General features: G+C 67.3%; 19 protein-coding genes. 10 read left to right on the forward strand and 9 right to left on the reverse strand.

Going from position 1 to position 23,118, the window contains the following annotated elements:
* The first annotated feature begins 126 nt into the window (after window positions 1-126).
* Window positions 127-1,710, forward strand: a complete 1,584-nt coding sequence (locus J2X42_RS16010) for a GMC family oxidoreductase N-terminal domain-containing protein (protein ID WP_310166752.1) — start codon at window positions 127-129, stop codon at window positions 1,708-1,710.
* A 33-nt stretch (window positions 1,711-1,743) separates the two neighbouring features.
* Here J2X42_RS16010 and J2X42_RS16015 read toward each other — a convergent pair whose 3' ends face one another.
* The 4 genes from J2X42_RS16015 to J2X42_RS16030 form a co-directional block, all read right to left on the reverse strand.
* The gene (locus J2X42_RS16015; RefSeq protein ID WP_310166754.1) at window positions 1,744-2,850 is read right to left on the reverse strand and encodes a sulfite oxidase; all 1,107 of its coding nucleotides are present in this window, start codon (window positions 2,848-2,850) and stop codon (window positions 1,744-1,746) included.
* 173 nt (window positions 2,851-3,023) lie between these two features.
* Window positions 3,024-4,028, reverse strand: coding sequence for an aldo/keto reductase family protein (locus J2X42_RS16020; RefSeq protein ID WP_310166755.1), 1,005 nt, complete (start codon window positions 4,026-4,028; stop codon window positions 3,024-3,026).
* Window positions 4,029-4,105: 77 nt separating this feature from the next.
* On the reverse strand, window positions 4,106-5,155 hold the full coding sequence (locus tag J2X42_RS16025) for an aldo/keto reductase (protein WP_310166756.1): 1,050 nt from the start codon (window positions 5,153-5,155) through the stop codon (window positions 4,106-4,108).
* Window positions 5,156-5,308: 153 nt separating this feature from the next.
* Window positions 5,309-6,169, reverse strand: coding sequence for a hypothetical protein (locus J2X42_RS16030; RefSeq protein WP_310166758.1), 861 nt, complete (start codon window positions 6,167-6,169; stop codon window positions 5,309-5,311).
* Window positions 6,170-6,401: 232 nt separating this feature from the next.
* Here J2X42_RS16030 and J2X42_RS16035 point away from each other — a divergent pair, with 232 nt between their 5' ends.
* The gene (locus J2X42_RS16035) at window positions 6,402-6,803 is read left to right on the forward strand and encodes a YchJ family protein (RefSeq protein WP_310166760.1); all 402 of its coding nucleotides are present in this window, start codon (window positions 6,402-6,404) and stop codon (window positions 6,801-6,803) included.
* On the opposite strand, the gene J2X42_RS16040 is transcribed toward J2X42_RS16035, so the two are convergent.
* The 4 genes from J2X42_RS16040 to J2X42_RS16055 form a co-directional block, all read right to left on the reverse strand.
* Window positions 6,800-7,585, reverse strand: a complete 786-nt coding sequence (locus J2X42_RS16040; protein WP_310166763.1) for a TIGR04086 family membrane protein — start codon at window positions 7,583-7,585, stop codon at window positions 6,800-6,802. The genes J2X42_RS16035 and J2X42_RS16040 overlap by 4 nt on opposite strands.
* Before the next feature lie 51 nt (window positions 7,586-7,636).
* Window positions 7,637-9,652 (reverse strand): acyl-CoA dehydrogenase family protein, encoded by a 2,016-nt coding sequence (locus J2X42_RS16045; protein ID WP_310166765.1) that lies wholly within the window; start codon window positions 9,650-9,652, stop codon window positions 7,637-7,639.
* A gap of 63 nt (window positions 9,653-9,715) precedes the next feature.
* Complete coding sequence (locus J2X42_RS16050; protein WP_310166767.1) at window positions 9,716-10,018, reverse strand: hypothetical protein; 303 nt, start codon at window positions 10,016-10,018, stop codon at window positions 9,716-9,718.
* A gap of 170 nt (window positions 10,019-10,188) precedes the next feature.
* Entirely contained in the window at window positions 10,189-10,596 is a 408-nt protein-coding gene (locus tag J2X42_RS16055; protein ID WP_310166769.1) for a PepSY domain-containing protein, read from the reverse strand.
* 150 nt (window positions 10,597-10,746) lie between these two features.
* Between J2X42_RS16055 and J2X42_RS16060 the strand changes: the two genes are divergently transcribed.
* The 8 genes from J2X42_RS16060 (at window position 10,747) to J2X42_RS16095 (ending at window position 21,978) form a co-directional block, all read left to right on the forward strand.
* Window positions 10,747-12,195, forward strand: a complete 1,449-nt coding sequence (locus tag J2X42_RS16060; protein ID WP_310166771.1) for a DUF3375 family protein — start codon at window positions 10,747-10,749, stop codon at window positions 12,193-12,195.
* A 2-nt stretch (window positions 12,196-12,197) separates the two neighbouring features.
* Window positions 12,198-13,145, forward strand: a complete 948-nt coding sequence (locus J2X42_RS16065) for a DUF4194 domain-containing protein (protein ID WP_310166773.1) — start codon at window positions 12,198-12,200, stop codon at window positions 13,143-13,145.
* Complete coding sequence (locus tag J2X42_RS16070; RefSeq protein ID WP_310166774.1) at window positions 13,142-16,582, forward strand: ATP-binding protein; 3,441 nt, start codon at window positions 13,142-13,144, stop codon at window positions 16,580-16,582. Before J2X42_RS16065 ends, J2X42_RS16070 begins: the two co-directional genes overlap by 4 nt.
* Window positions 16,583-16,797: 215 nt before the next feature.
* The gene (locus tag J2X42_RS16075; RefSeq protein ID WP_310166775.1) at window positions 16,798-17,889 is read left to right on the forward strand and encodes an iron-siderophore ABC transporter substrate-binding protein; all 1,092 of its coding nucleotides are present in this window, start codon (window positions 16,798-16,800) and stop codon (window positions 17,887-17,889) included.
* Window positions 17,890-17,899: 10 nt separating this feature from the next.
* Window positions 17,900-19,003, forward strand: coding sequence for an iron chelate uptake ABC transporter family permease subunit (locus J2X42_RS16080; RefSeq protein ID WP_310166776.1), 1,104 nt, complete (start codon window positions 17,900-17,902; stop codon window positions 19,001-19,003).
* Window positions 19,004-19,065: 62 nt separating this feature from the next.
* Window positions 19,066-20,124 carry an iron chelate uptake ABC transporter family permease subunit gene (locus tag J2X42_RS16085; RefSeq protein WP_310166796.1) on the forward strand — a complete coding sequence of 353 codons (1,059 nt, stop codon included), beginning with the start codon at window positions 19,066-19,068 and terminating at the stop codon, window positions 20,122-20,124.
* 1 nt (window position 20,125) lies between these two features.
* On the forward strand, window positions 20,126-20,941 hold the full coding sequence (locus J2X42_RS16090) for an ABC transporter ATP-binding protein (RefSeq protein ID WP_310166777.1): 816 nt from the start codon (window positions 20,126-20,128) through the stop codon (window positions 20,939-20,941).
* On the forward strand, window positions 20,938-21,978 hold the full coding sequence (locus J2X42_RS16095; RefSeq protein WP_310166778.1) for a siderophore-interacting protein: 1,041 nt from the start codon (window positions 20,938-20,940) through the stop codon (window positions 21,976-21,978). The genes J2X42_RS16090 and J2X42_RS16095 overlap by 4 nt, the downstream gene beginning before the upstream one ends.
* A gap of 21 nt (window positions 21,979-21,999) precedes the next feature.
* Here the strand turns inward: J2X42_RS16095 and J2X42_RS16100 are convergent, their stop codons facing one another.
* Entirely contained in the window at window positions 22,000-22,950 is a 951-nt protein-coding gene (locus tag J2X42_RS16100; protein ID WP_310166779.1) for a glycoside hydrolase family 16 protein, read from the reverse strand.
* Window positions 22,951-23,118: the final 168 nt, after the last annotated feature.

A 23,118-nucleotide genomic window follows, 5' to 3' on the forward strand; every position in this document is an offset into this window, starting at 1 on the left:
GATCTGCATCACCTTCCTGCGCCTCGGGCACAGCGCTGTGCGCATCCGGCCAACGCGGAGTGGCGCCCGGCGGAGCAGAGTTCTAGGCATACCGCTTGCCCCCACGCCGCGTTCAAGGAGGAACCCATGGCTACCAGCAATTCATCCACCACCGTGTCCAGCGATTACATCGTCATCGGAGCAGGCTCGGCCGGAAGCGTCATTGCCCGCCGGTTGCTCGACGCCGGCCATTCCGTCCACGTCCTGGAGGCAGGTTCGGCGGACACCGATCCGAACATCCACAGCCCGCAGGGCTGGCCGATGCTGCTGACCGGCGCCAACGACTGGGCCGTCATGACCACCCCGCAGAAGCACGCCAACAACCGCGTCCTGTACTGGCCGCGAGGGAAAGTCCTCGGCGGCAGCAGCTCCCTCAACGGCATGATCTACATCCGCGGCCACCGCACCGACTACGACGCCTGGGCAGCCAACGGCGCAACGGGCTGGTCATGGGACGAGGTGTTGCCGCTGTTCAAACGTTCCGAGGACCACGCGGACGGCGCCAGCGAGTTCCACGGCCAGGGCGGTCCCCTCCATGTGGAGCGCATTGCGAACCGCCACCCGGCCGCGCAGGCCTTCGTGGATGCTGCCAAGGCGCTGGGCCACCAGGAAACGGATGATTTCAACGGCAGCCGGATGGCCGGCGTCGGCTTCAACCACACCACCACCCGCGACGGGAAGCGTGCCAGCGCGTGGCAGAGTTTTGTGGCGCCGGTGCAGCACCACCCGAGGCTGACGGTCACCACCGGTGCGCTGGTCACCAGGATTGTGGTGGAGGCCGGCCGTGCCGTCGCAGTCGAGTACCAGTCCGACGGCGGTGCCCGCCGCGCAGCCGCCGACGCCGAGATCATCGTCTCGGCCGGAGCCATCGGGTCGCCGAAGATTCTCCTGCTCTCCGGCATCGGCCCCCGGGACCAGCTGCAGCAGCTCGGCATCGTCCCCGTGGCCGATCTCCCCGGCGTCGGCGAAAACCTGCACGACCACCTCCTGGCCGGCAACATCTACGAAGCCAGGCAGCCGCTCGCGGCAGGCCGGCACAACCTGCTCGAAAGCCAGCTTTACGCGCACAGTAACCAGACGGACGATCAAGCCCCGGACCTCCAGCCGCTGTTCCTTCACCTTCCCTACCCGACCGACGGCGGCGCGGCCCCGGAACACGGCTACACCATCGCGCCGGGCATCGTCCGTCCCCGCTCCCGCGGATCGTTGCGGCTCGCCTCGGCAGACCCGTCGGCGGCGCCGCTGGTTGACCCCAACATCCTCGCCGACGACTACGACGTCGAAGCCCTCGTGGATGCGGTGGAACTCTGCCGCGAGATCGGGCAGCAGGACGCCTTCGCGCCGTACCGGAAAGCCGAGTTCACGCCGTCGGGCATCACCGGCCGGGACAGCGTGCGGGAGTTTGTCCGGCAGGCGGCCGGGACGTACCACCACCAGGTTGGCACCTGCAAGATGGGCATTGACGACCTGTCGGTGGTGGATCCGGAGCTCCGGGTCCACGGCATCGAGGGCCTGCGCGTGGCGGACGCGTCCATCATCCCGTCAGTGCCCAGCGGCAACACCAACGCGCCGGCGATCATGATCGGCGAGAAGGCGGCCGAACTGATCCTCGCCGCCTCAGGCCCCGACTCACGGTCCCGGTCAGCGGTTCTGTCCGCGTCAGTGTCCTGACGGACCTGTTCTGCCGCCCCGGTTCTCAGTTGCCTACTCGACGGTGACGCGGACCCGCTGCACCATGTTGTTGCCCATCCCCTGGTAATTCCAGTTCTGCTCCAGGGGCTGGGCAGCACCGGTGGCATCGGTGGCGCGGCAGGCGAGCTCATGCTCGCCCGGATCGGCCACCCACGGCAGCGTCCATTTGCACCAGGCGAACGGTCCGGCCGGCTTTTCCAGCTGGGCCGCCACCCACCCGCCGTCGATCCCCACCTCAACGCCGGTCACCGCGCCGTGGCCGGACCAGGCCCTGCCCTGGAGCATCACCGGCCCGTGCTGGAGCACCCGGTTGCGGGTGAAGAAGTCCGGAACTCCCGGCGGAACCATCAGCGAGCGGACCCTGATCCGCGAAACGGGTGTGCCGGCGTCGTCCGCGCTGTCCTGGTACCGGTAGGCATGCTGCTGCTGGAACCCGGTGAACGGGTGCGTCACCACGTCGATGGACTCCAGCCACTTGACGCTGGTCATGCCGTACCAGCCCGGCACCACCAGGCGGACGGGGTAGCCGTGCTGCGGCGGCAGTTCGTTGCCGTTCATCCGGTAGGCAAGCACGACGTCGGGCCGCATCGCCTCGCGGATCGGCAGGCTCCGCGCATAGGGATGCCGGATGCCGCCCTGGATTCCAGCGTCGGCGCCTGTGAAGACCACCTCGGCAGCTTCGGGCAGGACGCCGGCCTTCGCGAGCAGGTAGGCCAGCGGCACCCCTTTCCACTCCGCCGTCCCCACCCCTTCCTGGACCCAGGGCTGGCTCAGCGGCCGCGGTTTGAGCAAGGACCGTCCATTGCCCGCACATTCCAGGGTGACGGGAATGGTGATGGCCGGGTCCTTCCTGAGCGCGGCCAGGCTCAGCTCCAGCGACCGCTCCACGGCCCCTTTGACCTGCAGCCGCCAGGACGACGCGTCAATGTCCGGGATGTCGAAGTGCGTGAGGACGTAGTGAAGCCCGGGCGGCGTGATGTCCCGGCGCAGCGCTTCCAGCGGCATGGCATGGTTCCGGGCAGCCAGCTGCAGCTCCTCCGGGGTCAAGGGCCCCGACGTGGGAACACCTGCGGGCGGGGCGGTGCGGGCTGACTGGCGTTGCCTGTAGATCTGCTTCATGGCGGGTGCGATTCTGCTCGATGACGCGGGCGGGTCTTCCTCCTGACAGGTTTACGCCGCGGTGCACGCCCCCGTCAACGGCGCGAACGTACAGGTGAGGCCCCGTTTTCCATGAAAAACAGGGCCTCAACTGTACGTTCGCGCTTGGCGAGTGGAATTGGTGTGCTGCGCTCCTAGGCTTCGCGGGCGGCGGGCGACTTGGTCTGCGCCGGATCACGCTCGGCGAGGGACCCGATCACGTCGTCGATCTTCTTCAGGACCTCAGGCTCCAGGACCACGCCCGCGGCGGCAACGCTGTCCGCGATCTGCCCGGGGCGTGACGCGCCCACGATGGCGGAGGCCACGTTCGGGTTCTGCAGGACCCAGGCCACCGCGAGCTGCGGCATGGTGAGCCCGGCCTCTGCGGCGATCGGCTTGAGCTCCTGCACGCCGGCCAGCACGTCATCGCGCATCCAGCGCTGGATCATTTTGGCGCCGCCCTTGTCATCGGTGGCGCGGCTGCCCTCGGGGGCAGGCTGGCCGGGCAGGTACTTTCCGCTCAGGACGCCCTGCGCCATGGGGGACCAGACAATCTGGGACACGCCCAGCTCCTCCGACGCCGGCACAACCTCGGCCTCGATGACGCGCCACAGCATGGAGTACTGCGGCTGGTTGGAGATCAGCTGGAAGCCCAGTTCCTTGGACAGGGCATGGCCTTCGCGCAGCTGCTCCGCGGTCCACTCGCTGACACCGATGTAGAGGGCCTTGCCCTGCCGGACAATGTCCGCGAACGCCTGCATGGTTTCCTCCAGCGGCGTCTCGAAGTCGTACCGGTGGGCCTGGTAGAGGTCCACATAGTCCGTCTGCAGCCTGCGGAGAGAACCGTTGATCGAGTCCATGATGTGCTTGCGGGAGAGGCCCAGATCGTTTTTGCCCTTGGGGCCGGTGGGGCCGTAGACCTTTGTGAAGATTTCCAGGGACTCGCGCCGCTCGCCCTTCAGCGCTTCACCGAGGACTGTTTCCGCAGCGGTGTTGGCGTAGACATCCGCCGTGTCGAAAGTGCTGATGCCGGCGTCTAAGGCGGCCCGCACGCACTGGGTGGCGACGTCGTTCTCCACCTGTGAGCCGTGCGTCAGCCAGTTGCCGAACGTGATTTCCGAGACTTTGAAGCCACTGTTTCCGAGGTATCTGAATTCCATGGTTTTCACGCTAGCGGAGATGCCGGCTCACGGTAAGGGCTTTCCAAAACCACGACGGCGGCAGCCGGCTCCTGCGGTCAGCGGCGGCGGAGCTCCGCGTACTCCAGGGACGGGACGATCGCCCCGGCATCGCGTTCCACGAAGTTGGTCCCCGGCGGCACCAGTTCGTCGATCGCGTCCAGCACGGTTACGCCCAGGAGCGTGTCCGCAGCCTTGACGTAGGCGTTCAGGTGTTCCTCGGTGCGCGGGCCGATGATCACGCTGCTGATGGATGGATGGTTCAGGGCGAACCCCACTGCGAGGTCAACCAGGGAGATTTCCAGCTTGTCCGCGAGCCGGGCGAGGGAATCCGACGCCAGCAGCTTCCGCTCGCTGGCAGGCCCGGAGATGTCGTACCGGCCCGGCAGGGAGTGCACGCGTGCGGGCGGTTTGCCGGCGTCCAGGACGAAGTCGCCGGAGAGCCAGCCGCCGGCCAGGGGCCCGTAGGCAAGCACGCCGAGCCCGTACTGCTGGGATATGGGCAGGACATCGCGTTCGTTGGCGCGCACCAGCATGGAATACGGGACCTGGTTGCCAACGGGCGGGATCAGGTGGTTGGTGGTGGCAAGCCACTGCGCCTCCACGAGCTGCGCGGGGGTGAACACCGACGTGCCGTAGTAGAGGATCTTGCCCTGCCGGATGAGGTCGTTCAGGGCGGTGATGGTCTCCAGCACGTCAGTGTTGTAGTCCGGCCGGTGCGCCTGGTACAGGTCGATCCGGTCCGTCTGCAGCCGCCGGAGGCTGCCCTCCACCGCCTGCATGATCCAGCGGCGGGAGTTTCCCGAGTGGGCCGGGTTGGCGCTCATCTGGCCGTGGAACTTGGTGGCCAGGAAAACGTCGTCGCGGCGGCCGCGCAGTGCACGGCCCACCACCTGCTCGGACTCACCCTGCGAATAGACGTCGGCGGTGTCCACCGCGGTGATGCCGGCATCAAGGGCGGCGTGGATGATGCGGATGCTTTCGTCCGCTCCGGTGGGGGCGCCGCCGGATGCGCCGCCGGGCCCTTCGCCAAAGTTCATGGTGCCCAGCGTCAGCGGGCTGATGGGCGTGCCGGACCGCCCGAACACACGAAGTTCGCTGAGGCTCATCCCCGGCTCCTCACAAATCGATTCCCCACGCGGATTGCTGTGGATCGTCACGACGCTACACAAATTCGGCGATGCGCTGCAGGAAAGTGCCACAGTGCTTCGCTTTTCGTAGCACGGGGTAACGCAGCGGCCGGTGATGACGGTTTGTTAAGGTCAGTGCCGGTCGGCGGGCAGCTTGCCTTTGAGGACTTTGGCGTGTCCGGAGAGGGACATCAGCGAACCGGTGTCCAGTGGGGACAGCGGTGCGGGAGCGGAGGGTTTCTTGAAGGACCGCGGTACGTCCCGCACCGGGTGGTCCTGGTGCAGCGCCGACTCAACGAGCGGGGCGACTGCCACCACCTTCTCCGCGGGCACGCCGGGATCGGGCAGGTCCCGTACGGAGATCCTGATCTCCGGCGCGGCGGCCCGTGCACGCGCGACGGCACGGGCGTCGGCTTCCGCCACTGCCGCGGCCCAGCCTTCCGCTAGCACCGGAGGCTCACGGCGCGCCGCCGTGAGCAGGGGGTGGTGCTCGACGGCGTACCGGAACCGCGGCTTGAATTCAGACGGTTTCAGCGCATCGCGGCCGGCGCGCAGGGCCTTGCGCCAGTCGCGGGGTGCCGTCAGCGTGGCGACGGCGGCGCTGCTGTGGGCGCGCACGGTGGTCAGCGCGGCGCCGGTTCGTGTCCGCAGGTCTGCACGCAGGGCACCGGCTTTCGCGTGGAGCACACCGGCGCGCTGTGGTTTCGCGGGAGAGTGGGCGGCAGCGCCGTCGTCGTGCCCTGCCGGAGCGGTGCCCGCGGCCGGAGCCGACGAGGTACCCGCAGGGTGGCCGGTCAGGCGGACCAGGGGAAGGGTTTCCTGCCGGTGAAGCCTGCCGAACAGGGCCATGACTGTCAGGGCGACCAGGCGGCCGACGCCGGCCAGGACCAGCGTTGCGACCACCAGCAGGAACAGGCCAAAAAACATCAGGAACGCCAGGCCCAGGGTTCCGAAAAAAGTCAGGTTAAGAGCGATGGTCGTTGAATCTCCCACGTCACCTCTCCAATCTGCCAGCAGCGGAGTCCGTGCCGGCACCCATCACCACGGGCAACAGCCCCTCCACTACCTTACGGACTATTTTTGGGCCCTGCCGACCGTGGGTGGGGTGCGTCCGGGGTTGTTTCGAACCTGTTACCGGATATGACAACGCCGGGGCCGCCTATAGTCGGACAGAGATCCCGAAGGAGGCTCGAATGCAGCCCCGGACCACCCTGACAGGAGCACCATGTCCGAGAATCCAGCCACGCAGAGAAGTTGCTTCTGCCTGTCCGGGGAGGCGTACGCGCAGTGCTGCGGACGGTTCCACAGCGGCCAGTCCGACGCCGCGACAGCCGAGCAGCTCATGCGGTCCCGGTACAGCGCTTTTGTCCTGCTCGACGCCGGATACTTGCTGCGCACGTGGCATCCGGACACGGCGCCGTCGGAGCTGGAACTGGACCCGGCCATGGAATGGCGGCGCCTGGACATCCTGTCCACCAGCCGCGGCGGCCCGCTAGATACCGAGGGGACCGTGGAGTTCAAAGCCCACTTCCGGCACGACGGCGGACGCGGAGTCCACCACGAAACCAGCCGTTTCGTCCGCGAGGACCGCCGCTGGTACTACGTGGACGCCGTACTCCTCGCCTAGCCTTCGCTGTACGTTTCGTCCGGAGTGAAGCCGGCCCGGTCCACCTTGCGGTGGAAGTGCATGCCCGCGAGCCCGCCCAGGACGGCGCCGACGAGCGCCACCAAGGCCACCACAACAGCCGCGATGATGCTGGTGATGGTCAGTTCGCCTTCGTTGATGGGGATCCGCGGGAAACTGTTCAGGTTGGCCAGGACGTTGAACTGCTGGCCGGCGATGAGGCCCACGATGGCGATGACCACCGCGGCGATCAGCGCCCAGATCCACACCATGAATCCCTGCTTGGCGCCGTTGAACCGTGCCATCCGGCCCGCAACGTAGCCGCCCGAATAGTAGGAGACGAACAGGATCACCAGCAGGACGATGATGCCCACCAGCCCGACCGTGCCGTTCGTGGCCACCTGGTTGACGGCGTCGTTGACGTCGGTGTTGTTGGCCAGCCCGACGGCGGTGCCTGCTGCGGCCACGAAGGCGGTCAGCAGGACGGCCATGCCGGTGGCGGCCAGCCAGCCGAAGAAGGCTGAGCCCACCTTGATGCCGCCGAACTGCTCCTTTTCCCGGGCCACGGCCGTCTGCCGGTCGGTCACGTTCGGGTCCGGGGGGGCCGGATCCGTCACCGGGGTGTCCGCCCGGTACTCCCGCTCGGCGGAGGGCGGCGGGGTCCGGTCGAAAGCGCGTGTGGGTTCCCCTCCGGCGAAGGCTTCGTCACGAGCAGTCTCACTCCGTAGATTCTCATTCCGGGCGCGCCGCGGAAAGCTGTCCTCTGGGCCTGTTTGGTTGCTCATGGGTCAACTCAACCACTGGTGACCTGCGATAACAAGGATGCTTATCAATTGCTAGCGGTAGTCGCGGTGCAGGTTTTCCTTCGTGGAGGCACCCGGAGTGGCGTCCGCGATCCACGGCCCGGTGCCTTCCGACTGGTCCAGGACCCCGGCCTCAAGCCAGGTGTAGTCGCCGGCCAGGACCTTGCGGGAGAGGTCGTGGTCGCCGTCGTCGGTGTTGCGCCAGAGCTGGTCGAAGTACTCCTCGACGCGGACCCGGGCCTGCTCGCAGTACGCCTCGGCGAGTTCGTAGGCGCCGGCAGCCTGTTCCGGCGCGGTGTGGAGCATCATCTCGGCCCGGGAGCAGCACGCGGCCATGGCATAGAGCTCCGCGCCGATATCAACCACCCGGCCCAGGAACGCCTGCTTGTACTCGAGCCTGGCCTGCCAGCGTCCCATCCCGTAGAAGGTCTGTCGGGCCAGCTTGCGCGAGGACCGCTCCACGAAGCGCAGCTGTTTGGCCAGCCGCCCGAAGTCGCTGTAGGAGCGGGGGTCCATGCCGGCGCCGGCCACGAGTTTGGGCAGCCACCGGGCGTAGAACCCTGAAGCCCCGACGGCGGCCCTCGCCTTGTCCTGCAGGCTTGCGTCCACCGAAGCGAGGTCGCCGGCAGCCGCCAGGTGGGCGTCCACCGCTTCGCGGGCGATGAGGAGCTTCATGATTTCCGACGACCCCTCAAAGATCCGGTTGATCCGGAGATCACGCAACTGCTGCTCTGCCGGAACCGCCCGTTCACCGCGCGCCCGGAGGGACTCCGCCGTCTCGAAGCCCCGGCCGCCGCGGATCTGCACCAGTTCGTCGGCGATCCGGTAGCTGATTTCCGTGGACCACAGCTTGGCCAGGGCGGCTTCAATCCGGACATCCTTCTGCCCGGCGTCGGCGAGCTCGGCGGACAGCTCGAAGACGGCATCCAGGGCAAAGGCGGACGCCGCGATGAAGGCGATCTTCTTGCCCACTGCCTCATGCTTGCCCACGGGCTGGCCCCACTGGGTGCGGGCGTTGGACCATTCGCGGGCGATCTTCAGGCTCCAGCGGCCGGACGCGACGCACAGCGCCGGAATGGAAAGCCGGCCCGTGTTCAGGGTGGTGAGCGCGATCTTCAGGCCTTGCCCTTCGCGCCCCAGGCGGTTGGCGGCCGGAACCCGGACCTGGTGGAACCGGGTCACGCCGTTTTCGATGCCGCGCAGCCCCATGAACGTGTTGCGGTTCTCCACGGTGATGCCCGGGGAGTCCATTTCCACCACAAAGGCGCTGATGCCGCCCTTGTGCTTTGTGCCGTCGGCGTCAGTGTGGGCAGGGACCAGGGCCATCACCACCACCAGTTCGGCGATGACGCCGTTGGTGGTCCAAAGCTTCACGCCGTCCAAAAGGTAGGACCCGCCGTCGTCCGTGGGAACTGCCGTGCTGCCCATCCGGGCCGGATCGCTGCCCACGTCAGGTTCCGTGAGCAGGAACGCGGTGATGGCGCCGGCGGCGCAGCGGGGCAGGTATTCCTTCTTCTGCTCCGGTGTTCCGAACACTTTGACAGGTTCGGGCACGCCGATGGACTGGTGGGCGGACAGCAGGGCGCCGAGGCTGGGGTGCACGCTGCCCAGCAGGGCCAGCGCCCGGCCGTAGTACACCAGGGACAATCCCAGGCCGCCGTACTCCTGCGGGATCTTCATGCCGAAGACGCCGAGGTCAGCCAGGCCCCTGAGGTATTCGTCCGGGATCATGGCATCACGTTCTATAACGCGCCCGGACATGGTGCGGGCGTACGCCTCGATGCGGGCCATGAACGCTTCGCCGCGTTCCACGTCATCGGGTTTGGCGGTGGGCCAGGGGTGGACGAGGCTGAGGTCGAAATTGCCCAGGTAGAGTCCCTTGGCAAAGCTGGGCCGGTCCCAGTCGGTTTGGCGGGCTGCCTCGGTTATGGCACGGGCATCCGCCGCGGTGGCTTCGGATCCGATGTTGCCCGACGCGACGGGGACATCTGCGTCCGGCGCGTCGGTGAGTGGCGAGCTGGCGGCGGGACTGTCAGTGGCGGAGCTCATGGGGTATCTCCTCTGCCCGGGATGGCCGGTTCAAGCCATGGATCCGCCGGGTTGGAGAACCCTTTAGCTGTCTCTCAATATTACCCGCGGGTAGCTTCCGGTGCTAGGGGATGGCTGGCCCTGGAAGTCACCGGGAATCTCCACCGTGGACGCATGATGCACCAGCCGGTCCCATCCATGGTTGATTCCGTGGACCACAGCCAGCAACGTGGTGGAGGCGACGAACCAGCCCAGCTTGCCCACGCCTACCAGGACCAGGGCCAGGAATCCCGCCACCACGACGAAGGCCGCCAGGACCAGGGCAAACACCAGGGTTCCTATGAAAACCATGGTGGCCGTCTCCACTGCACTTAGGTCGAACTGCATGCTTCCCCCTGCTGCGCCGTTGCTTCGGTTGGATCAGTAGCACGAGCGTAGGGGCTGCCGCCCGCCGTCAGCCAGACCCGGCACGCCGGCGCAACGGGTTGATATGGGATCGCAATGCTACCGGCCCGTAGGTCACGGAGCGGTAGCGGAAGTCACTGTCCCCGCTTGCCCTAATCGTCGTCGAACTCCGGGGCGGCCTGGTTCAGGACCGCGAAGTCGGCGCCGAGCCCCACTTCAACCTCAGAACCGTTGTCCAGCCTGACTTCAACCTCGTAGGCGACGTTTCCGTCATTTTCACGTTCCACCTCGGTGACAGTGCCTTGGCCCACCCTGGCCAGTGCGGCGTTCGCGGCCTGGTCCCGGTCCGCAGTGTTCAGGGGTGCGAGGTTGGTGTCGTCGTCGTCCTGCCTGGACCCCGTGGTGGTGGACATCTGCGAAGACCGGTCGACGTTGACTCCGATCCTGCCCAGGTCCTGGTCTCCGCCCGTGCGGGTGCTCGCAGCGACCGCCACTGTCGCGCCACCCAGAATCACCGCCGCAGCCGCCAGTACCGTGACCAGAGCAGCTTTCTCACGCATGTCAAAACTCCCTTCAGGTGATTTATTCAGTGTGCTCCCCCGGCGAGTGGGCTACAACGATTAATCCGTCGCGGGGCCTGCGTTAACCTTGTAGTTGGCAGTTTTCGCGATCCGCGCTGCCCAACCACCCCAGCAGCTGAAGGAGAGTGCGTGCCCCGCTCCGCCAGGTCATCCGCTGACGCGATCAGCGCCCGGCTCAGGGACCTCGAACTCCTTACCAAAGGACCGGCGTGGGCGCTGACCCGCTCCGCTCCCTGGGTCATCGCCGTGCTGCAGGCGTCCTTCACCCGCACCCGCCCGCAGCTTCCGCTCGAGGAGTTCCATGCCGACGTCGACTCCTTCCTGGAGCAGCTCCGCCGCGACGAACCCGGGCTGGGTGGCGTGGCCAACGGGAAGTCCTTCGGCGACGAGTGGACGCGCAAGCATTTCCTGACCCGCCGAAACCAGTCCGGCCAGATTGTCTACGAGGTCACCGAGCCTGCCGCCCGTGTGCTCGCCTTCCTTGACAGCCTCTCCAGCGAGCGTTCCACGCTGAACGGTTCCCGGCTGGGCACGCTCCTGGGTGATGTGGAGAAGCTGGCCAACGAGACGAACCCGGACCAGAGTGCCCGGCTGGAATCCCTGGCCGAAGAGATCGGGGAGCGGCAGCAGCTGATCCAGGACATCAGTTCGGGCGACTTTGACGGCCTGCTCGATGACGACGAAGCCGTGGAAGCCGCAGGCAACATCCTGGACCTGGCCGCGAGCCTGCCCGCGGACTACAAGAAAATGCGCGACCGGATCGAGGAACTGGTGGGCGAGCTGCGCAACCAGATCATCGAGGAGTCGCTCAGCAAGGGCGCCACCATGGCGCAGGTGCTTGAGGCGGACAAACGGCTGCGGCAGAGCCCCGAGGGCAGGACGTTCCGGTCATTCACCGCGTTCCTGGAGGACCCGCAGCAGCAGATGCGGTTCCGTTCCGCGATCGGCGAGGTCCTCAGCCGGCAGTTCGCCGACGACCTCTCGCCGGAGGACCGGGAAACCCTGAAGAACCTGGTGGCTGAGCTCCGCCACCAGCACAGCCAGATCCAGCGGATCTACGGCAAGCTCAGCGAAAGCCTGAACACCTACGTCCAGAGCGACGACTTCCGCCAGTCCGTCCGCCTCCGGAAAGTCCTGCGCGAGGCCGAGCAGGCCATCCGGTCGCTGCCCTACGAACGGGAACGGCCCGGCCTGGTCCGCGGTCCGGTGCTGTTCAACGCCGGGTTCGAATCGCTGGCCATGGTCAAGCTTTACGATCCCGACGAGTTTGCCGTTCCGCCCAGGCTCGCGGACCCCATCGCCTTCAGCGATTCCGACCGCGTGCGCTCGCCGAGAACGGGCAAGGCCCGGCCCGAGGCGATCAAGGCGGCCTTCGCCGGTGCCTCTACGCTGGCCGAGGCCTGGGCCCAGCTGCCGCCGGACGAACAGCACATCAACTCCATCCGGGCACTCCTGTCGCACGCACTCCACGAAGGCGCGGACTTTGACCGGCTCGCCTGGGACGGCCTCGACTTCGAACAGATAGACGGCACCACCCGCAAGGCATTCCTGCCGGTGGTCACCCTCAAGAAGGATTGACGATGACTGAAGAAACCACGACGGCGGCACCTCCCGTTGAGGAGGTCGCGCCCCTTCCTGAGGCGCCGGCATTTGGTGCTCCACTCCCCGGGGGAGTCACACCCAGGGACACCTTTGTGGACGGTGCGGCACTGTTCCCCGGCGACACAGGCGTGCTCTCCATGAAGGTGCGCCAGGCGCTGGTGAAGCTGCTGAAGGGCCCGTATGTCGACGGCGGCCGCGACGAAAAGCTGTGGACCACGCTCCTGGATAACCAGCTGATCCTGCGGAGCCGCCTGTCCGAGCTCTTCCTGACGCTCCAGCTGGATCACGAACGCAAGATCGCGGTCCTGCGCCCGGTGGATCCGGAGGCGATCGGCGGCAGTTCGCGCTCAAGCATCCTGCGCCAGCAGCGTGCGCTGAGCCGGGTTGAGACCATCGTGCTGCTTCGCCTGCGCCTGCTGTTGGACCGCCACGTCACCGCCCAGACCGATCCCACCATCACCCGCGAGGAAATAGCGGACCTCGTGGCCCACTACCAGCCCGCCGGCCAGCAGGACGCCCTGAGGGATTCGGACGTGGTCACCCGCGCCATTACGAAGCTCCTGGCCCGCCAACTCCTCCTCACCACCGGCCTGGACGACGTCTACACGATCTCCAACGCCCTCCCGCTGGCCCTGCCGTTCGAAAACATCGGCGACATCCCTGCCCAAATCGAAGCCCTGGTAGCAGCAACAGCCGACCCCGCAGGCACAGAACCCCTGATAGAGCTCGACACAGACTCTGGTGCGGAGGACGACGACGCAGCAGGTGACGCGCCCAACGACGACGACGGCGATGCCGCCCCGGGGGTGGCATCGGGCCTGTCGGAGCCGGACGGCCTGTTGCTTGCAACAGTGCCGTCCGGCGAAGGGGCGGGGGCGGCATCGTCGTCGGCGTCCCCCAACGCCATCGAGGAGGAAGCCAAGTGAGCATCGCAACCATGCTGCCGATGGGCGAGCTCACGAACCCCGGCCAGATGCGCCTTGCCTTGGTGCAGGTGGTCAACTGGGGCACGTTCCATGGGGCCCACACGATGCACGTGGACCGTAACGGAACCCTGCTGACGGGTAACTCCGGCGTGGGCAAGTCGACGCTGTTTGATGCCATGCTGCGGGTGTTCGATGCCCGGCCGCGGTCCAACGAGGCCGCGGCGCAGCGTGCCGGCGGTGCCGTGGAGGACAAGCGGACCACGTTCACGTATATGCGCGGCAAGGTGGGCGACAAGGCGGTGGGCGAGGGCTCGGCCAGTGCGTTCCAGCGCCCGGGTGCCACGTGGTCCGCAGTCGCGCTGACGTTTGATAACGCGGCGGGGACGCGTGTGACGGTGTCGGCACTGTTCGACCTGCCGAAGAACGGCACGGAGTCCAGTGTCGGGCGCTTCTACCTGATTGATACCAAGCCGCTGGACCTGCCGGCCATCGAGGACATTGCGGAGAAGCGCTTCACCAAGGCCGCGCTGGAGGCGATTTTCCCGGACGCCCAGGTCTTCGACGTCCACAAGGCCTTCGCGGAGCGCTTCCGCCGGCTCCTGGGCATCAACTCGGACCAGGCCCTGCCGCTGCTCCGCGTGATCCAGGCCGGGAAAGGCCTGGGCGGCAGCGTCAACACTTTCTTCCGCGACCAGGTCCTGGATGCCCCGGCCACCCTCGCCGCAGCTGATGACGTGGTGGAGGAGTTCAGCAACCTCATGTCCATCCGGCAGCGGCTGGAGGACGTGCGGCAGCAGCGGGACCAGCTGGCGCCGGTGCCCGGGCTGAACAAGGACTATGCGCAGTCGCTCCTTGACGCGAACAGGCTCCGTGAGCTGGCGGGCGAGGAGTTTGAGGCCTACAGGCAGCGGCTCGCGGTCACCGTGCACCAGAAGACCCTCGCCCGGTTCAAGGAGCTGGCCCAGGTCAAGGCCAAGGAGCTGGGTGCGGAACGCTCGGTCCGTGACGGGCTGGCCAAGGAACTGCGGCAGCTGGAGACCGACTACAACAGCCAGGGCGGCAACGCGATCTCAGCGATCGAGCAGTCGCTGGAGAACGCGAGGGTTGGCCTGAGGCTCGGGCGGCAGGTGGAGGAAGCGGCCCGCAAGGCGCTGCTCGACGCCGGCCTGCAGCTTGAGTGGACCGCCGAGGGCTGGGAGCAGGCACACGAGCAGGCGGCCACCCGGTCGGCCGAGCTCAAGGATGACTCGCAGGCGCTGCAGGAACTCCGTTTCGAGGCCTTTGATGGCCACGCCACCAAAAAACGCGAGCTGGCGGCTGCCCAGCAGGAGCTCGTGTCGCTGAAGACACGCAAGTCACTGCTGCCGCCGTCGAGCATTGAGAACCGTGCGGCAATTGCCGCGGCCACCGGCGTCGCTGAGGACCGGATGCCGTTCGGCGGCGAGCTGATCGACCTCGCCGAGGGGGAGGAGCAGTGGCGTCCCGCCGCGGAGCGGGCGCTCCGGAACCTCGCCACCACGCTGCTGGTCCCCGGCGAAAATTTCGCCGCGGTGACTCGATACCTGAACGACAACAAGGTCCGCGGGGCCCTGCGCGCCGTGGACGTGTCCAAGCCGCTCGCGGGCGGCGCGCTGGCCGTGGAGGACGTGCGCGACGGCGACCTCCTCACCAAGCTGGATATTCTCGCCAGCGGCGCGGTGACGGAAGCCGGGGAATGGATCCGGGAGCGGATCGCCCTCGATTTCGCCTATCCGTGCGTTGCGGACCCCGATGAACTGGCCACCCTGGACAAGGGCCTGAGCCTGGGCGGCGTGGTAAAGCGCAACCGCCACACGGTGGAAAAGGACGACCGTTTCACGGGCCGCCAGGACTACGTCCTCGGCTTCGACAACGCCGCCAAGCTTGAGCTGGTTGCCACCCAGGTGGAGGACCTGCAGCAGGAACTGGCCAAGGCTGCCGAGCTGGCCCAAAGCCGCGAAGCGTCCCACCAGGGCATGAGTCGGCAGCTCGATGCACTGCGGCTGATTGCGGAGGACCACCGCCCCTGGGAGCAGGTATCGGCTGCGGTCGCGGCCGAGGAACTTGCCAGGATCGAACTGCGGCTCAAGGACGCCCTGGCCGCCCAGGCCGACCTGGAACCGCTGCGCGCCAACATCGAGGCGGCGCGGCAGAAGCACCAGGCCAGCACCGAGGCCGCGGCCGTCCTGCAGAGTGAATACAAGGCACTCGACCGGCAGCTGAGCAACGCGGATTCAATGCTGGAAGCCGCGCGGGCCCGGCTGGAGCAGGCGCCGCCGTCGGACGCCACTGTGACCGCGCTGGAACCGTACTTCACGGATTTCGGCGATGTCAGCGAGATGCATGAGCTGGACAACCTGGCCAACCGCGTCCGGACGGAACTGCTGGGGGAACTGCACGCCGCCGAGACACGCGGCCAGGCAACTTCCGAACGGCTGACGCGCATCTTTGAAGGCTTCGTCCGGGAGTGGGGAACTGCAATCTCCGCGGACCACGGCACGTCGATCGGCGCGGCGGGGGAGTTCGAATCCCGCTACCATGCCATCGTCAGCGACGGCCTTCCCGCGCAGGAGACCGAGTTCCGGCAGTTCTTCAACCAGCGCACGCACGAGTCGTTCAGCACGCTGCTGCACCTGCTGGACGAGGAACGGCGGTCCATCACCAGCCGGATCCTGCCGCTCAACGGCATCCTGTCCGAGGTCAACTTCCATGAGGGCAGCTTCCTGGAACTGGACATCAAGCAGACCCTGCCAGCCACGGCAAAGCAGTTCAAGGACGCCATCCAGAACGCGCTGAAGGCCCGGCACACCCGGCACGTCAGGGCGGAAAACGCCGAAGCCGACGACGCCGAGCTCACCGCCCGGTACAAGACCCTCGAAACGCTCGTGAAGCGGCTGGGCTCCCAGACCCCTGAGGACAGGCGCTGGCGTGCCGAGGTGCTGGACGTCCGCGGCCACCTGTTTATCCAGTGCAAGGAGCACCGCGAGGTGACCGGCCCGCGCGGCGGCAGGCGGACAGACGTCTACATGCACGCCGACACCGGTTCCATGTCCGGCGGCGAGCGGCAGCGCTTCACCGCGTTCATCATGGCCGCCGCGCTCAGTTACCAGCTGGGCATCGCCGAACAGGGGTTCACCACGTACGGCACGGTGATGATGGATGAAGCGTTTGTGCTGGCGTCCGAGGAGTTCGCGGGTGCGGGCATCAAGGCGCTGCACGAATTCGGGTTCCAGCTGCTGCTGGCCGCGCCGGAGAACGTGATCGACCTGTCCCGGCACCTGGGTTCCGTTACCGAGATCCTGCGGGACAAGCGCACCAACCGGTCCGGCGTCCTGACCGCCCCGGTGATCCGGCCCCGGCCGGGCCAGGAGGGTGAGTGGCGGTCCGAGGCCAACCCCGTGGACATCGTGCTCCGCTGATCCCGATCCTCTCTCACTTCCTGCCGGTTTTTCATGAATGCTCTTGCACCAGGTGCAAGAGCATTCGTGTTTTTCCTGCAGGAAATGAGAGAGCGTTTCGGGCGGTGGGCTGTGTGCTTCGTCACGTCCGGGAATTAAGTTACGCAAACCTTGCGTAATGCAGCGGAGGGTAGGCTAGCCTTACTTAGGTTCGCTTCATTCACCTAAGGAGTTCCGTGACTTCCCCCCTCTTCTCCGGCCCGAGTGCCACCCGCCGCACGCTGTTAAAGTCAGCTGGCAAGGCAACGGCCGTTCTGGCCGCAGCGGCACTCACCCTCTCCGCCTGCTCCACGGGACCCGCGTCCTCCACGTCGGACGCCAGCACCTCCAGCTCCAGCAGCTCGCAGTTCCCGGTCACCATCAAGCACGTGTTCGGTGAGACCACCATCAAGGAACAGCCCAAGCGCGTCGTCACCGTCTCCTGGGTCAACGACGACGTTGCCATCGCCCTCGGAGTGGTCCCCGTGGGCGTCCCCAAGAACGAGTGGGGCGGCAACGAGCAGGGCTCCACTCCGTGGAAGGACGCAGCCCTGAAGGAACTCGGCGCAGGCTTCGGCTCGGACAAGGCTCCGGTCCAGTTCTCCGAGGCCGACGGCATCAACTTCACCGAGATCGCCAAGCTCACCCCGGACGTCATCCTGGCCGCCTACTCCGGCCTGACCGAAGAGGACTACAAGAAGCTCACCGAGATCGCACCGGTGGTGGCCCACCCTGAGGTTGCCTACGGAACCTCATGGCAGGATTCAACGTCCATCATCGGCAAGGCGCTGGGCAAGGAAGCCGAAGCCACCAAACTCATCGCCGACACCGAGACCACCATCAAGGACAAGGTCTCCAAGTACCCGCAGATCGAAGGAAAGAGCTTCATCTACGGCAACCTGGAGCCCGCTTCGGCTGAGGGCGTCAACGTCTACACCGCCAACGACAACCGCCCCCGCTTCCTCAGCGAGATCGGCATGAAGCTCGCGTCCGTTGTGGAGGACAACTCGAAGGGCTCCAAGGAATTCTTCATCCCGTGGTCCGCCGAAAAGGCCAACGAACTCGAATCCGACATCTTCGTCACCTGGGTTCCGGACGCCGCCACCACCGATTCCATCAAGTCGGACCCGCTGCTCGGCCAGATCCCGGCCATCAAGACCGGCGCCCTGGTTGCCGATTCGGACAACACGCTGACGCTGTCCATCTCGGCTTCCTCCCCGCTGAGCCTGCCGTGGTCACTGGACACGTTCCTGCCGCAGCTGGCCACCGCAGCGGATGCAGTGAAGTAAGCACCGTCCCATGACGGAAAGTACGACGGCGGCACGCGCCGGACAGCGCGAACGTACACTTGGGGCCCCGCACGGGTCGCCAGGAGGGCCTCAGCTGTACGTTCGCGCCGGTGGGAGGGCCGGAACCAGGCAGGCTGCCTGGCTGCTGGCCGCCGTCGTCGTACTTGCCTTATTAGTCGCTGCGTCCCTGGCCGTCGGTGCCCGCGGTCTTTCGCTGGCCACTGTGTGGCAGGCACTGACGCATTTCGACGCCGCCAACGGTGACCACGCAGTGGTCCACGCCCGCATCCCCCGCACCGTCCTGGGCATTCTCGCCGGCGGCGCGCTGGGCCTCGCCGGCGCCGCCATGCAGGGCGTCGCCCGCAACCCGCTGGCCGACCCGGGCATCATGGGCGTCAACGCCGGAGCCGCGCTGGCCGTGGTGACCGGCATCTACCTTTTCGGCGTGACCTCCCTCAGCGGCTACATCTGGTTCGCCTTCATCGGCGCCGGAGCCGCCGCCGTCGTGGTTTACCTCGTCGCTTCGATGGGCAGGGACGGCGCGACGCCGGTCAAGCTGGCCCTCGCCGGGGCCGCGCTCAGCGCGGGACTGTATTCGCTGATGAGCGTCATCCTCGTCTCCAGCCAGGACACCCTGGACCGCTTCCGCTTCTGGCAGGTTGGCGGGATCGCCGGCCGCGACTGGGCCGTGGTGCTTCCGGGCCTGCCGTTCCTGGCCGTGGGTGCGCTCATCGTCCTGGCCACCGGCCGCATCCTCAACAGCCTGGCCCTCGGTGACGACATCGCCCGCGGCCTCGGCCAGCGCGTTGGCCTGACCCGCGGCGTCACGGCCCTCGGCATTGTGCTGCTTTGCGGTTCCGCGACGGCGCTGGCCGGTCCCATCGGTTTCGTTGGCCTGGTAATACCGCACGCCGTCCGGTCACTCACCGGCCCGGACTACCGCTGGATCCTGCCGTTCTCCCTGGTGCTGGCCCCGGCCCTGCTTCTGGGCGCGGACATCCTCGGCCGCGTGGTGCTGCTTCCCGGCGAGGTTCCTGCCGGCATCATGACGGCGCTGGTGGGCGCGCCGGTCTTCGTCTGGCTGATCCGCCGCGGCAAGGGAGTCGGACTGTGAGCCTCTCCACCAGGCGCGAACGTACAGGTAATGCCCCGAAAGCCGCCGAAACAGGGTCTGATCTGTACGTTCGCGCGTCCCTGCTGCGCCGCACCCTGCTGAACCGGACCGCAGTCCTGGCCCTCGGCGTCGTTCTCCTCTTCGCCGCGGGCGTCCTCCTGGGCAGCTACACCGTGACCATCCCGGACTTCTTCAAAATCGTCATCGCGCACCTTACCGGCGGCGAAAGGATTCCGGGGGCCAGCTTCATCGTGATGGAGAACAAGCTGCCCCGGGCAGTCATCGGCACCATGATCGGCGTGGCCTTCGGCCTGTCCGGCGGCCTGTTCCAGACCATGCTCCGGAACCCGCTGGCCAGCCCCGACGTGATCGGCATCAGCTACGGTGCCAGCGCGGCCGCGGTCACCGCCATCGTGGTCTTCGGCGCCACCGGCCCGGCCGTGTCCGGCGCGGCACTGGGCGGTGCGCTCGGAATCGCAGCGCTCATCTATGCCATCTCGCGCGGACCGTCACTGGGCTCGGGCGGCGGCAGCCGGGGCAATGCCGCCGGAAGCCGTTTGATCCTTGCAGGGGTGGGCATTGCCGCCGCCCTGCATGCGGTGGTCAACTTCATGATGACCCGCGCGGACATCCGCACTGCGGCGGATGCGCTCGTGTGGCTCAACGGCTCCCTCAACTCCGCCAACTGGGACCGCGCCGGCATGCTTGCCCTGGCGCTCCTGGTGCTGGTGCCCGCCGTCATCGCTCTGGCCGGGCCCCTCCGCATCCTGGAACTCGGCGACGACGCCGCGGCCGGCCTGGGCATCCAGGTCGGGTTCACCCGCCTCGCCGTGGTGATCACCGCCGTCGGACTCGCCGCGGTGGCGACGGCGGCAGCCGGCCCCGTCTCGTTCGTCGCCTTCCTGGCGGGCCCCATCGCCCGGCGCTTCACCGGGAAAGCCAGCCTCCCGGCGTCGGCCCTGGTGGGCGTCCTGATCGTCCTCGCCGCCGACTACTTCGCCGCCAACCTCGCCCCCTTGCTGCTGGACGGCACCGTGCTGCCCGTCGGCGTGATCACCGGCGCGCTCGGTGCCCCGTTCCTGCTGTGGCTCCTGGTCACGGCCAACCGAAAGGATGCCTGACATGGCTGTTCTCAGCGCCCAGGACCTCACGCTGAAATACGACCAGCGCTGCGTGGTGGACGGCCTCACGGCGGAAATCCCGGAGGGCAAGGTGACCATGATCGTGGGCGCCAACGCCTGCGGCAAGTCCACACTCCTCCGCGGCCTGTCCCGCCTCCTCAAACCGGCGGCCGGCGTGGTGACGCTTGACGGCAAGGATATCCACTCCCGCCCGGCCCGGGAACTGGCCCGGACCCTCGGGCTCCTCCCGCAGCACCCCACAGCGCCGGACGGCATCACCGTCCGCGACCTCGTGGGCCGCGGGCGCTATCCGCACCAGGGCTTCTTCCGCAGCTGGAGCACCGAGGACGACGCCGCGGTGCAGCGCGCGCTGGAAGCGACGGAAACGCTGGAACTCGCCGGGCGGAACGTCGACGAACTCTCCGGCGGCCAGCGCCAGCGCGTGTGGATTGCCATGGCATTGGCCCAGGAGACGGACGTCCTGCTGCTGGATGAACCCACCACGTACCTGGACCTGGCGCACCAGGTGGAAGTCCTGGACCTGATCACGGACCTGAACCGCCAGCGCGGCACCACCGTGGCGATCGTCCTGCACGACCTCAACCTTGCCGCCCGCTACGCGGACCACGTCATCGCCATGAAGGGCGGCGAGGTGGTTGCCCTCGGCCACCCGACGACGGTAGTCACCGAAAAGCTGGTCCGCACCGTCTTCGGCCTTGAGTCCCGGGTGATACCCGACCCGGTCTCGGGCACGCCCCTGATCATTCCCATCGGCCGCCACCACACCACCGCCACCGAACTGGAGCTCGTTTCATGAAAACCCGCGACATCGCCGCCACCGAGCCCATGACCCTGGCCTTCGAGGTCACTGTCTCCTCCGTGCAGGAGCTGAGCCCCAACTTCCGCCGCATCACGTTCGGCGGCTACTGCCTGCGCGACTTCGGCGTGAACGGCGAAACCCTTGACCTGCGGATCAAGCTGATGATCCCCTCACTGGCGGAGGACGGCACGGAGCTTCCGCTGCCGGTCTTCGAAATGACGCAGTCCGGCTGGTACCGGGAGTGGCTGGCCATGGACCCCGCCGAACGGGGCTCCATGCGGACCTACACTGTCCGCCAGTCACGGCTGGATTCGGTCTACCCGGAGATCGACGTCGACTTCGTGATGCATTTCGACGCCGACGGCCACGGCGGTCCTGCCGCAAACTGGGCCCGGAACGCCAAACCGGGCGATGCGATCACCATCATCGGCCCCAACAACCGCCACGCCCAGTGCTACACCGCCGAGATCTACGGCGGCATCGAATGGCGGCCCGGAATGGCGCAGCGCATCCTGCTTGCCGGCGACGAAACAGCCGTCCCGGCCATCTCCGCCATCCTGGAAAGCCTGCCGTCCTACATGACCGGCCACGCCTTCCTGGAGGTCCCCGAGGCCGGTGACTTCCTGGAACTCACCTCGCCGGCCGACGTCGAAATCACCTGGCTGGCCCGCGGCGCGGCGATCGGCCGCTCACGCCCGCACGGCGAGCTGCTGCAGCAGGCAGTGCGGGCGGCGGTTCCTGAACCTGGCTGGGTTGGCATCAAAGCGTCCGACGGCGGCGCCGGCCCGGAGCCCGAAGACGTCAACGTGGACGTGGACATCCTCTGGGAGACCCCCGCGCGGATGGAAACAGCGGAGATCGAGGCCACCAAGAACCCCGACATGCCCGCCGGCGCCATGCCCTTCTACGCCTGGATCGCCGGGGAAGCCGCCGTGATCAAGGACATGCGCCGGTACCTGGTGCGCGACGTCGGAATCGACCGCAAGCAGGTCGCGTTCATGGGTTACTGGCGCCGGGGCAAGGCCGAGCTCTAGCCCCGGCCGGAAAGGGCTGTCTCACTTGTAGACGCGGACCCAATCGACCTGCATCTGCGAGGGCTTGGTGGCGGAGCCGTCCGGGAACCAGTCCAGCTGCAATGTCTGCTTCATTACGGTAGAGGGCTGGTGCGCCGGGTTCGTGTCAGTGAAGGTCTTGACTCCGTCGACGTATCCGCTGATGCCGGCCGGGGTCCACTCCACCGCGTAGTTGTGCCACTGGGTGCCATCGACGGGCGTCGCCGCTGTGGTCTGGAAGTCCGCTCCACCACAGGCGTAGTGCAGGAAGAACCGCATCACGGAGGTGACTGAGCTGCCCTCGGCATAATCGATCTCGGCGCAGTTCGGGGCGCTGTTGTTGTTGAGGATCAGGACCGGGTGGTATTTCGGGTCCCGCGCATTGGTTTTCATGCGCGTTTCCCAACGGCCATACCTTTGTTCCGCGAACTTTGCCGACATGCCGCCAGTGGTGCCGGCTGCGTCTCCGCTAACGGTGGCCACGCCGTTGGCAACCGACCAGGCCTGGGGACTGCGCAGACCTTTGCCTGCATGCCCTGCACTGTTATAAACACTCCATTTCGTCCGGTCCGGTGCGCCGGTGTAGGAGAATTCGTCGCCCGTCAGGACCGGGCCCCAACCGAAGGCGGTAGCTGCCTGCGCACCGTCACCCGTCGTCGCGAGAGCCTGGCTGACCGGCTGGGCGGCCGCAGGAGCGGGCGCCGGGGCAGCTGCAGGCGCCGGCGCCGAGGTGACGGCTGCCGCCTCGGTTGCCGCCGCCGCAGCGGGAGTCTCGGTGCTCGAAGCCGTGGGGGCCGGTGACGCCGTGGTCGTGGCAGTTGGGGCTGGAGTGGCAGGTGAGGACGCGCCGTCGGCCGAGGATGTTTCAGACGCCCCGTTGGTCGTAGGGGCCAGGCCGCATCCTGTCAGGGACACGGCACCCATGGTCATGACGATGGCTATTTTCTTGAACAAGATACCTCCGGGCTTAGGGCAGGAAGAAACTACTGATGCACTTGAGACATTGACGAGTGCGGAAAGCATCCTTGGGGCCCCTTGGCGGGGCCGGAGCTAGCAGGCGCCGAAGGGGCGCAGCGGGGGTCCAGTGATCGGGCGCCCGGGGCCCTGCATTGGGGCCAGCCG

It is taken from the genome of Arthrobacter sp. BE255 (assembly GCF_031457335.1).
Lineage (GTDB): Bacteria > Actinomycetota > Actinomycetes > Actinomycetales > Micrococcaceae > Arthrobacter.

Bases quoted from the DNA above. Each gene is read 5' to 3' on its own strand.
- J2X42_RS16010 (WP_310166752.1), top strand. From the start codon at position 127: ATGGCTACCAGCAATTCATCCACCACCGTGTCCAGCGATTACATCGTC.
- J2X42_RS16015 (WP_310166754.1), bottom strand. From the start codon at position 2,850: ATGAAGCAGATCTACAGGCAACGCCAGTCAGCCCGCACCGCCCCGCCC.
- J2X42_RS16020 (WP_310166755.1), bottom strand. From the start codon at position 4,028: ATGGAATTCAGATACCTCGGAAACAGTGGCTTCAAAGTCTCGGAAATC.
- J2X42_RS16025 (WP_310166756.1), bottom strand. From the start codon at position 5,155: ATGAGCCTCAGCGAACTTCGTGTGTTCGGGCGGTCCGGCACGCCCATC.
- J2X42_RS16035 (WP_310166760.1), top strand. From the start codon at position 6,402: ATGTCCGAGAATCCAGCCACGCAGAGAAGTTGCTTCTGCCTGTCCGGG.
- J2X42_RS16040 (WP_310166763.1), bottom strand. From the start codon at position 7,585: ATGAGCAACCAAACAGGCCCAGAGGACAGCTTTCCGCGGCGCGCCCGG.
- J2X42_RS16045 (WP_310166765.1), bottom strand. From the start codon at position 9,652: ATGAGCTCCGCCACTGACAGTCCCGCCGCCAGCTCGCCACTCACCGAC.
- J2X42_RS16050 (WP_310166767.1), bottom strand. From the start codon at position 10,018: ATGCAGTTCGACCTAAGTGCAGTGGAGACGGCCACCATGGTTTTCATA.
- J2X42_RS16055 (WP_310166769.1), bottom strand. From the start codon at position 10,596: ATGCGTGAGAAAGCTGCTCTGGTCACGGTACTGGCGGCTGCGGCGGTG.
- J2X42_RS16065 (WP_310166773.1), top strand. From the start codon at position 12,198: ATGACTGAAGAAACCACGACGGCGGCACCTCCCGTTGAGGAGGTCGCG.
- J2X42_RS16080 (WP_310166776.1), top strand. From the start codon at position 17,900: ATGACGGAAAGTACGACGGCGGCACGCGCCGGACAGCGCGAACGTACA.
- J2X42_RS16090 (WP_310166777.1), top strand. From the start codon at position 20,126: ATGGCTGTTCTCAGCGCCCAGGACCTCACGCTGAAATACGACCAGCGC.
- J2X42_RS16095 (WP_310166778.1), top strand. From the start codon at position 20,938: ATGAAAACCCGCGACATCGCCGCCACCGAGCCCATGACCCTGGCCTTC.